Raw genomic sequence first — 8,604 nt, 5'->3', positions numbered from 1 at the left:
CGCTCTATTCCGACGATCCTGACGGCAACCGTGTGGAATTCCAGGTCGATGCGCTGCCGCCGGGGGAAGGAGCCCGATACATAAGCGGGCCGGCCATGGAGGCCAATCCAGTGGGTGTGAATTTCGATCCCGAAGCCCTGCTGGTGCAGTTCGAAGCCGGCGCCAGCGAGGCCGAACTGCTGGCGATGCTGGATGGCCCGATTGCGCCGATCCCGCCGCTGCAACATTAGACCACGCCGAACGTCCAGCCTTCGGTGGCTGCAATGGCCGGGGTCAGCGCCGCCGGTTGCCACCAGTGCGGCTGATGGGCAACTGCGCGCAGCCCGGCCGCCGTAACAACCGCATCGCCGACATGATCGGGGAAGATCGCGGGAAAGTCGGGCGGCAGCGGCTGGCTGCCGTGGCGGGCCAGTGCCGCGTTCAGGCTGGCCGCATCGCGCAATTTGCCGCGAAAGCCCGCCATGCGCGCGAACGCCTGCGCATAGATTTCGAGGATCACCGGGCCGCGCACGGGCAGCGGAGCGAACGGCCACACCGGCCACTGCAAGCGGTGCAGCAGCCGCATCGCCGTCAACGTCGCCTTGCCGACCTGCGACGCGCCCAGCAGCACGAAATTCGACGTCGGCACGCCCAGCCCGCTGAGCTTGTACACGTGCTCGGTCACCCGCAGATGGGCGCGCAGGTGGCGCGGGCCATCGGCCGCCCCCAGCCAGAACGCACCGCGCCGGTGTTCGATGAAGCCATGCCCGCCCAGATCAGCGTCGCCGGCGCACACCGCCTCCACCTCGGCCCACAGGTCGCGCGCCGGCTGGTCGAACGGCGGCACCGCGGCAAAGCCGAAGCCTGCATCCATGCCCACCAGCACATCGCCCGAAAGCCCGCCCAGCCAATCGAGCGCCGCCTCCCGTGACCACACGCCAGACGGCGGCAGCACCAGCACCGGCGCCTTGTCGCCCGCTGCACACAGGGCAATCTGGATCGACGGATGGCGCACGCCCTTGGCGCCCGACCAGTCGATACCGACAAACCGCGTGAACCTCATTTCGTACGCGCCGCCGCCCGCCGGGCATCTTCGCGGCGTCTGGCCCATTCGGCCAGACGCTCGGCAATGCGCGCCTCGGTGCCGCGCGGAGACGGGGTGTAAAGCACCTGCGCCGCCATGCCTTCAGGCCAATAATCCTGCCCGGAAAAGCCATCGGGCGCGTCATGGTCATAGGCATAGCCATGGCCGTAACCCAGTTCCTTCATCAGCTTGGTCGGCGCGTTCAATATATGTGCCGGCGGCATGAGCGAGCCGGTGCTCACTGCAAGCTTTTTAGCTGCCTTCTCCGCCACATAGGCTGCATTGGATTTGGGCGCAGTCGCCAGATAGAGGCAGGCATGGACAATGGCGAGTTCGCCTTCCGGCGAGCCGAGGAAATCAAACGCATCCTTGGCATCAAGGCACACCCGCAAGGCGTTGCTGTCGGCCAGGCCGATATCCTCGCTGGCAAACCGCACCAATCGGCGCAGCAGATACAGCGGCTCTTCCCCCGCCACCAACATGCGCGCCATCCAGTACAGCGCTGCATCGGGATCGGAACCGCGTAACGATTTGTGCAGCGCCGAAATCAGCCCGTAATGGCCTTCGCGGTCCTTGTCATAGACGGGCATGCGGCGGTGCAGGAACGCCGCCAGATCAGCCGGAGTCATCGCCGGCACATCACCAAGCGCCAAAAGGCTTTCGACCTGACCCAGCAAGAACCGCCCATCGCCATCTGCCGATGCGATCAGCGCAGCGCGGGCATCATCGGTCGCCGGCAGGGCGTGGCCGCTGTGGGCTTCCGCGCGCGCCAGCAGATCGGCGAGCGCGGCCTCGTCCAGCCGCCGCACGATCAGCACCCGGGCGCGCGACAGGATGGCGGCGTTCAATTCGAAACTGGGGTTTTCGGTGGTAGCGCCCACCAGCGTGATGGTGCCATCCTCCATCGGCCCCAGAAAGCCATCCTGCTGGGCGCGGTTGAAGCGGTGGATTTCATCCACGAACAACAGGGTGCGCTGGCCGGCGCGGGCTGCTTCGCGGGCTTCGGCAAACAGCTTCTTCAAATCGGCCACACCGGCAAACACGGCAGAAATGGCGACAAAACGCATGCCGGTGGCATCGGCAAGCAGGCGGGCAATCGTGGTCTTGCCGGTGCCGGGCGGCCCCCAGAAGATCAGGCTGGACAGGCTGCCGGCCGCCACCATGCGGGTGATGGCGCCGTCCGCCCCGGTGAGGTGATCCTGCCCCACCACTTGCGCCAGCGTGCGGGGCCGCAATTGTTCTGCCAGCGGCGCGGCGGCAGCCGATGACGCAGGAGCTGCGCTGGGAAACAGATCAACCATCACCTTGCTTGTCGCGCCTTCTGGCGGCGCTTGGCAAGCCGCGATCAGCTCTTGTACCAGGCCTCGATGGCGCCGGTCAGCTTGATGGTGAGCGGGTTGCCCTTGCGATCGACACTCTTGCCGGCGGCAACGCGGATCCAGCCTTCGGAAAGGCAATATTCCTCGACATTGGTGCGCTCGACGCCGTTGAAGCGGATACCGATGCCGCGGCGGAGCAGATCCCAATCATGAAACTCGCTGCGCGGATTCACCGACAGGCGATCCGGCGGGCTGTCGGTGATGGGGTTTTCCACCGGTGTATCAGCAGAATTTTCCGGGGTGGTTTCGGGCGTGTCGATCATGCAGCAGTCCCATAAGGCGGCGAGGCGGCGCGGGCAAGAAAAAGGGGCCGCAGGCAGATACGCCCACGGCCCCATTTTCAGCCCATCAGGACGATCAGGCCTCTTCGGCCGGCTCTTCGTCCATCGGCAGCGTGCCGGGTTCGGCGTTGGGGTCAAAGGCTTCGGTGAAGCCCGTTTCCTCACGCTCTGTCGTGGCAGCGATGTCCACGCCCTTGGCTTGCAGTTCGGCTTCTTCAACCGAACGGGCGATGTTGACTTTGACCAGCACCACGACTTCCGGGTGCAGCGCAACCTTCACGTCGTGCACGCCCAGCGTCTTGATCGGCTTGTCGAGCACGATCTGGGTCTTGTTGGCCTTGTGGCCCCCAGCGGTCAAAGCATCGGCCAGATCGCGAGCGGCAACCGACCCATAAAGCTGGCCGGTGGCAGACGCAGCGCGGATCATCACCACGCTGGCGCCTTCGATTTCGCGCGATTCCGAGCGGGCGATATCGCGGCGCTTGGCGTTGTCGGCTTCGATGCGGGCCCGATCGGATTCGAAACGGGCCTTGTTGGCTTCCGTCGCGCGCAGCGCCTTGCCGCGCGGCAACAGGAAATTGCGTGCAAAGCCCGGCTTCACATTGACGATATCGCCAATGGTGCCCAGCTTTTCAACGCGTTCGAGCAGGATGACATGCATGGTCAGGCGCTCCTCACTTCACCAGATAGGGCAGCAAGCCCAGGTGGCGGGCGCGCTTGATGGCCTTAGCCAGTTCGCGCTGTTTCTTGCCGGAAACCGCAGTGATGCGGGCCGGGACGATCTTGCCACGTTCAGAGACGAAGCCCTGCAACAGGCGCACGTCCTTGTAATCGATGGCGGGGGCATTCGGACCCGAGAACGGGCACGACTTGCGGCGACGGAAAAACGGACGACCCATCTTATCGCTCCCTTAGTAGCTTGCGCGCGGTTCGCGGCGCGGGCGTTCGCCGCGCGGAGCGCCGTCACGATCACCACGACCTTCGCGGCCTTCACGGCCCTCACGACCACCTTCGCGGCCGCCTTCACGGTCACCGCTGCGGCGGGTCATCGCGGACGGTTCCGCCGACAGCGCGTCAACGCGAACGGTCATGGAACGGATGATATCTTCGTTGAGGCCAACCTGGCGCTCCATTTCGGCCACGGCAGCAGCCGGCGCGTCGATGTTGAGCATCACATAATGGGCCTTGCGGTTCTTGGCGATGCGATAGGCCAGCGTGCGCAGGCCCCAATATTCGCTGTTCGCAACCTGGCCACTGCCGTCGGTCAGAACCTTGGTAAAACCTTCCGTGAGCGTTTCCACCTGAGCTGTTGTCAGGTCTTGCCGCGTCAGGAAGACATGCTCGTAAAACGGCATCTCTCTCTCCTCATACCGATTGTTGGCGGGGCACCATGCCCACGCCCCTCCGGCTGGCGTCTTCAGCGCGCGCGGGCAGGCCCGGCTCGGCGAAGGGCGGCGTATGCGGCATGCCTGCCGGCATTGCAAGCGATTCTCCCCTGTGGAACAAGCGGGCTTATGGCACTTCCCCTCATCGTTGTTGGCGGCGTTGCCGGTTGCGGCAAGACCACTCTGGCCGCCGCGCTGGCCGCCGCGCGGGGCCTGCCGTTTCGTGACGGCGACGATCTGCATCCGCCCGCCAATACCGCCAAGATGGCCGCCGGCTTGGCCCTTACCGATGCGGACCGCGCGCCGTGGCTGACCGCCTGCGCCGCACAATTGGCCGCGTGGGGCGCCGCTGGCAGCGGCGGCGTGATCAGCGCGTCGGCCCTCAAGCGCCAATACCGCGATCAGCTTTATGCCGCCTGGCCTGTCGTTACCCCCGGCGTTACCCCCGGCGTTACCCCCGGCATCACGTATGTCTTGATCCGCATCACCCCCGCGCTCGCTGCGGCACGCGCCGCTGCACGGCCCGATCATTTCTGGCCCGCCAGCCTCACTGCCAGCCAGTTCGCCATCCTCGAACAACCCGCGGCCGACGAGGCCGCCATCTGCGTGGACGCGCAGTGGCCCACCAACGATCAGGTGGCCGCCGTGCTTGCCGCCCTGGGCTGAAGGTTTCCGCTTCCCCTGCGCCGCGGGCCAAGACTGCGCCCGCGTAGTTTCCGACACTGCTGGCAGCGGTGGGCACCGCGTAACGTGTGCAGATCAAACCTGCCTGGCATGTTGTTCATCAGCCGGCAGCAAGAGGAGCCGCCTGCCATGTTCGTTCTCGCCCCACTGCCGTTTCCCCACGAATCGCTTGAACCGGTGATTTCGGCGCGGACGCTGCGTTATCACCATGAAAAACATCACGGCGGCTATGTGAAGGCGCTCAATGCCTTGCTGGCGACGGCTGAAATCGTGCCGGAAACGCTGGAAGCAGTGATCGCAGCAGCCGACAAATCACGGGATCGGGTGCTGTTCAACAACGCGGCCCAAGTGCGAAACCACAGCTTTTTCTGGGCATCGATGACACCGCACCGCGCGCCGCCGGCGGGCGAGCTTGCTGAAGCAATCTCAACGCAGATGGGCGGCATTGCAGCCATGAAGGCCGCATTCGTGGCAGCCGGCGTGGCGCAGTTCGGATCAGGCTGGGTGTGGCTGGTAAGTGATGCCACCGGTGAACTTGCGATCACCGTGAGCCACGATGCCGAAAACTGGCAGGGCGAAGCTGGATCGACCCCGCTGACCGTGTGCGACCTGTGGGAGCATGCGTATTATCTTGATCACCAGAACGACCGCAAAGGCTTTCTGGAAGCCTGGTTCGACGCGCTGCCCAATTGGGAATTTGCCGGCAAGCAATATGCAGCAGCCCAAGGGCGGGGCGAAAAATGGCAGCACGCAGCGGCGCTGGTGACAGCGTAGCCAACCGGGCCGCTGCGTCAGCGTTGCACGGCTGCGGGCGGCTGTGACCGCAGCCGACCGCGCATCACGGCGATCAATGCAGCCAGATCGGGAATGCCAGCGAAATCCGCCGCGCTCACCAGCACGTGCGGCTCGCCGGCATCTTCCACTGCGATCAACGGCAGCGGCCAATCGGCGGCCTGCGGAAATGCGGCGCGAAAATCGGGGCGGTGGTGGAAAACCGTGTCCAGTCCCAGCCCGTCAAGAAACGCCCGCCATTCGCGGCGCATGCCCACCAGGCCATAACTGACAGCGCACAACCGGCAGGGGTAAGTGGCCGGCGACACCAGTTTGTGCACACTGTCTATCACCCCTGCCGCGATGCCGGCATTGGCGTTGTACACGATGATCAGGCGCTTCACCCCGCTGCCGTCAGCGCCGACTTGCCGCGCTTCACGATCAGCTTGTTGAGCGCGTTCACATAAGCGCGGGCACTGGCCACCAGCGTATCGGTGTGGGCGCCGGTGCCGCGTACGGTGCGGCCATGTTCGGCCAGCACCACGCTCACTTCGGCTTGGGCATCGGTGCCGGCCGTCACCGCGTGCACCTGATACAGATTGAGCACGGCATCATCGTGCGGCACCAGCTTGCGGATGGCGTTGAACAGCGCATCCACCGGGCCATTGCCGCGCGTTGCCGCTGTCGCCTCTTCGCCGTCGATCGACACGGTGAGGACGGCGCGCTGCGGGCCGTTGCTACCGCAATACACCTCGACCTCCAACACCTGAATACGGTCGTGGCCGCGCAGCACTTCATCGTCCACCAGCGCCACGATATCCTCGTCAAACACTTGCTTCTTGGCGTCGGCCAGATCCTTGAAGCGCTTGAAGGCATCGCCGAATTCATTGTCCGACAGGTCATAACCCATCTCGGCCAGTTTCGATCGGAACGCGGCGCGGCCGGAATGCTTGCCCAGCACCAGATTGGTAGCGCCCTGGCCCACACTGTCGGGCGTCATGATTTCATAGGTGCTGCTGTCTTTCAGCATGCCATCCTGGTGGATGCCGCTTTCGTGGGCAAAGGCATTGGCGCCCACGATGGCCTTGTTGGCCTGCACCTGCATGCCGGTCACGCCGCTCACCAGCCGACTGGCGCGGGTGATCTCGCTGGAAACCACGCCGGTGTGATACGGCATCACGTCGTGGCGCACCTTCAGCGCCATGGCGATTTCCTCGACGGCGGCATTGCCGGCGCGTTCGCCGATGCCGTTCACCGTCGCTTCGCATTGCCGCGCGCCGGCCATGATCGCGGCCAGCGTATTGGCCACGGCCAGCCCCAGATCATTGTGACAGTGCGTGGAAAAAATCGCCTTATCGGCGTTGGGCACGCGGCCGATCACGTCGCGGAACATGGCGCCATAGGTTTCGGGCGTCGCATAGCCCACCGTGTCGGGCAGGTTGATGGTGGTCGCCCCGGCCCGGATCGCCAGTTCGACCGCCCGGCACAGAAAATCCGGATCGCTGCGGGTAGCATCCTCGGCCGACCATTCCACATCTGGGCACAGATTGCGCGCCATACTGACCGAATGGCGGATTGCCTCCAGCACCTCTTCGGGCGATTTGTTCAATTTCACCCGCATGTGCAGCGGCGAAGTGGCGATGAAGGTGTGGATGCGCGGCTGCCGTGCACCCTTCAGCGCCGCCCACGCGCGTTCGATATCGCCGGCGGCAGCACGGGCCAAGCTGGCCACGATGGCAGTGTCACACATGTTGGCGACAGCCTGCACGGCTTCGAAATCGCCTTCGGATGCAATGGCAAATCCGGCTTCGATGATGTCCACGCCCAAAGCTTCCAGTTGGGCAGCGACTTTCAGTTTTTCCTCGAGATTCATCGAGCAACCGGGGGATTGTTCCCCGTCGCGCAAGGTGGTGTCGAAAATGCGGATACGGTTGCTGGTCATGGCTTTGCCTGTCTGAACGCTGGAATGGTGATTGTCAGGTTCATCCCCTCAAGGCGCGTGGCCGAAGGAACAATGCCCAGCAGCCAGCGTCCCGCCCGAGGGCGGGTAAGTCGCAAAATGAGCCGGGCCGAAGCAAAAGACATGACGCTGCTTACCCTGAAGCAGGGCTGCCGCGCAAGACGCACGCGCGCACTGCCGGCTTGCAGTTGCTGCCATTTGCGCGGCTTTATGGCGGCATGGATCAGATATTTTCCGCCACCGGCATCAGTTCGGCTATCCAGAACGCGCTGGCGCCGGTGTTTCTGCTCACCGCCATTGCCGCAATATTGAACGTCATGGTCCACCGCCTGTCCCGGGTGGTGGACCGGGCGCGCCACCTCGAAGCCAACGTCGCGGGCTTTGCCGCCGACAAGCGCCGCATCGCCATCGACGATCTGGCTGTGCTGGCCAAGCGCATGACCGCCGCCAACTGGGCGATTGCGCTGTGCACGCTGGCCGCGCTGCTGGTGTGCTTGGTGGTGGCGCTGCTGTTCCTCGAACAGCTGGTCGGCGGCCGGCTTGATGCCGTGGTGGCCTGGATGTTCATCGGCGCCACCCTGCTGCTCACCGGTGGGCTGATGCTGTTCCTGTGGGAAGTGCAACTGGCACTGCGCAGCGTGCGGGTGCGGGTGCGGGCGGCACTGCTGCTGGAAGAACGGGTGTAACCTGTCTGGCTGAACAATAACATAATGAAAGTTTAACTTAACTCGGCTCGCGATTGTGGCACGATCTTGGTGAAGCTGGTGTTGCCCGACTCGCAGGGATGTTGGGCATCCAGTCGATCAAGGAGGGCAACATGTTACGCAAACTTGTTATCATCGGGATTATTGGCGCCTGCGCCATGCCCGCCATGGCTGCCAATCTGCTTACCAATGGCGGCTTCGAAAGCGGAACTGCGGCCGGCTAGATCCAATCCACTGCTCCAAGCTCGAATGGCACGGCAGGCGTCTTTGCCAATGGTGCCAACGCGCCCGTTTCGGGGCTTTCCACCACTGTGAACGCTGGTGGCGGGAATTTCGTCTATCTTACCGGCCAAGGCGGCCCGGGTGGGTATGAATTG

12 protein-coding genes and 1 pseudogene are annotated in these 8,604 nt (G+C 64.4%); 4 read left to right on the top strand and 9 right to left on the bottom strand.

What is annotated here, in order from left to right; translation table 11 throughout:
* Nucleotides 1-230: pseudogene (locus ACESL8_RS12940) on the top strand (biphenyl 2,3-dioxygenase); the annotation flags it as partial.
* Here ACESL8_RS12940 and ACESL8_RS12935 read toward each other — a convergent pair.
* The 6 genes from ACESL8_RS12935 to rpsF form a co-directional block, all read right to left on the bottom strand.
* Nucleotides 227-1,042: a hypothetical protein gene (locus tag ACESL8_RS12935; RefSeq protein WP_372919506.1), complete on the bottom strand. Its 816-nt coding sequence runs from the start codon at nucleotides 1,040-1,042 to the stop codon at nucleotides 227-229. The pseudogene ACESL8_RS12940 and the gene ACESL8_RS12935 sit on opposite strands and share 4 nt — an antisense overlap.
* Nucleotides 1,039-2,364, bottom strand: coding sequence for a replication-associated recombination protein A (locus tag ACESL8_RS12930; RefSeq protein WP_372919504.1), 1,326 nt, complete (start codon nucleotides 2,362-2,364; stop codon nucleotides 1,039-1,041). The genes ACESL8_RS12935 and ACESL8_RS12930 overlap by 4 nt, the downstream gene beginning before the upstream one ends.
* A 44-nt stretch (nucleotides 2,365-2,408) precedes the next feature.
* Entirely contained in the window at nucleotides 2,409-2,705 is a 297-nt protein-coding gene (locus tag ACESL8_RS12925; protein WP_372919502.1) for a DUF3297 family protein, read from the bottom strand.
* A gap of 94 nt (nucleotides 2,706-2,799) precedes the next feature.
* Complete coding sequence (gene rplI / locus ACESL8_RS12920) at nucleotides 2,800-3,384, bottom strand: 50S ribosomal protein L9 (RefSeq protein WP_372919500.1); 585 nt, start codon at nucleotides 3,382-3,384, stop codon at nucleotides 2,800-2,802.
* A 13-nt stretch (nucleotides 3,385-3,397) separates the two neighbouring features.
* Entirely contained in the window at nucleotides 3,398-3,622 is a 225-nt protein-coding gene (gene rpsR / locus ACESL8_RS12915) for a 30S ribosomal protein S18 (protein ID WP_372919498.1), read from the bottom strand.
* 12 nt (nucleotides 3,623-3,634) lie between these two features.
* Nucleotides 3,635-4,078, bottom strand: a complete 444-nt coding sequence (gene rpsF / locus ACESL8_RS12910; protein ID WP_372919496.1) for a 30S ribosomal protein S6 — start codon at nucleotides 4,076-4,078, stop codon at nucleotides 3,635-3,637.
* Between the two features lie 159 nt (nucleotides 4,079-4,237).
* Between rpsF and ACESL8_RS12905 the strand changes: the two genes are divergently transcribed.
* A complete protein-coding gene (locus tag ACESL8_RS12905; RefSeq protein ID WP_372919494.1) occupies nucleotides 4,238-4,774 on the top strand; it encodes a gluconokinase in 537 nt (178 codons plus the stop codon).
* 147 nt (nucleotides 4,775-4,921) lie between these two features.
* Entirely contained in the window at nucleotides 4,922-5,566 is a 645-nt protein-coding gene (locus ACESL8_RS12900) for a superoxide dismutase (protein ID WP_372919492.1), read from the top strand.
* 17 nt (nucleotides 5,567-5,583) lie between these two features.
* Here ACESL8_RS12900 and ACESL8_RS12895 read toward each other — a convergent pair whose 3' ends face one another.
* Nucleotides 5,584-5,967 (bottom strand): hypothetical protein, encoded by a 384-nt coding sequence (locus ACESL8_RS12895; protein WP_372919490.1) that lies wholly within the window; start codon nucleotides 5,965-5,967, stop codon nucleotides 5,584-5,586.
* Complete coding sequence (locus ACESL8_RS12890) at nucleotides 5,964-7,505, bottom strand: 2-isopropylmalate synthase (RefSeq protein WP_372919488.1); 1,542 nt, start codon at nucleotides 7,503-7,505, stop codon at nucleotides 5,964-5,966. Before ACESL8_RS12890 ends, ACESL8_RS12895 begins: the two co-directional genes overlap by 4 nt.
* Nucleotides 7,506-7,741: 236 nt before the next feature.
* Between ACESL8_RS12890 and ACESL8_RS12885 the strand changes: the two genes are divergently transcribed.
* Entirely contained in the window at nucleotides 7,742-8,209 is a 468-nt protein-coding gene (locus ACESL8_RS12885) for a DUF2721 domain-containing protein (RefSeq protein ID WP_372919486.1), read from the top strand.
* Between the two features lie 134 nt (nucleotides 8,210-8,343).
* On the opposite strand, the gene ACESL8_RS12880 is transcribed toward ACESL8_RS12885, so the two are convergent.
* The coding region (locus ACESL8_RS12880) for a hypothetical protein (RefSeq protein WP_372919485.1) at nucleotides 8,344-8,604 on the bottom strand (261 nt) is incomplete at its 5' end.

Source organism: Sandarakinorhabdus sp. (assembly GCF_041689835.1).
GTDB lineage: Bacteria > Pseudomonadota > Alphaproteobacteria > Sphingomonadales > Sphingomonadaceae > Sandarakinorhabdus.
Note: the sequence above shows the minus strand (reverse complement) of the source record. Positions and strands in the feature narration are given on the sequence as shown.

Excerpts from the sequence above, each read along its gene's own strand:
- ACESL8_RS12905 (WP_372919494.1), top strand. The coding sequence starts at position 4,238 with ATGGCACTTCCCCTCATCGTTGTTGGCGGCGTTGCCGGTTGCGGCAAG.
- ACESL8_RS12925 (WP_372919502.1), bottom strand. The coding sequence starts at position 2,705 with ATGATCGACACGCCCGAAACCACCCCGGAAAATTCTGCTGATACACCG.
- rplI (WP_372919500.1), bottom strand. The coding sequence starts at position 3,384 with ATGCATGTCATCCTGCTCGAACGCGTTGAAAAGCTGGGCACCATTGGC.
- ACESL8_RS12935 (WP_372919506.1), bottom strand. The coding sequence starts at position 1,042 with ATGAGGTTCACGCGGTTTGTCGGTATCGACTGGTCGGGCGCCAAGGGC.
- ACESL8_RS12885 (WP_372919486.1), top strand. The coding sequence starts at position 7,742 with ATGGATCAGATATTTTCCGCCACCGGCATCAGTTCGGCTATCCAGAAC.
- ACESL8_RS12900 (WP_372919492.1), top strand. The coding sequence starts at position 4,922 with ATGTTCGTTCTCGCCCCACTGCCGTTTCCCCACGAATCGCTTGAACCG.
- ACESL8_RS12890 (WP_372919488.1), bottom strand. The coding sequence starts at position 7,505 with ATGACCAGCAACCGTATCCGCATTTTCGACACCACCTTGCGCGACGGG.
- rpsR (WP_372919498.1), bottom strand. The coding sequence starts at position 3,622 with ATGGGTCGTCCGTTTTTCCGTCGCCGCAAGTCGTGCCCGTTCTCGGGT.
- ACESL8_RS12930 (WP_372919504.1), bottom strand. The coding sequence starts at position 2,364 with ATGGTTGATCTGTTTCCCAGCGCAGCTCCTGCGTCATCGGCTGCCGCC.
- rpsF (WP_372919496.1), bottom strand. The coding sequence starts at position 4,078 with ATGCCGTTTTACGAGCATGTCTTCCTGACGCGGCAAGACCTGACAACA.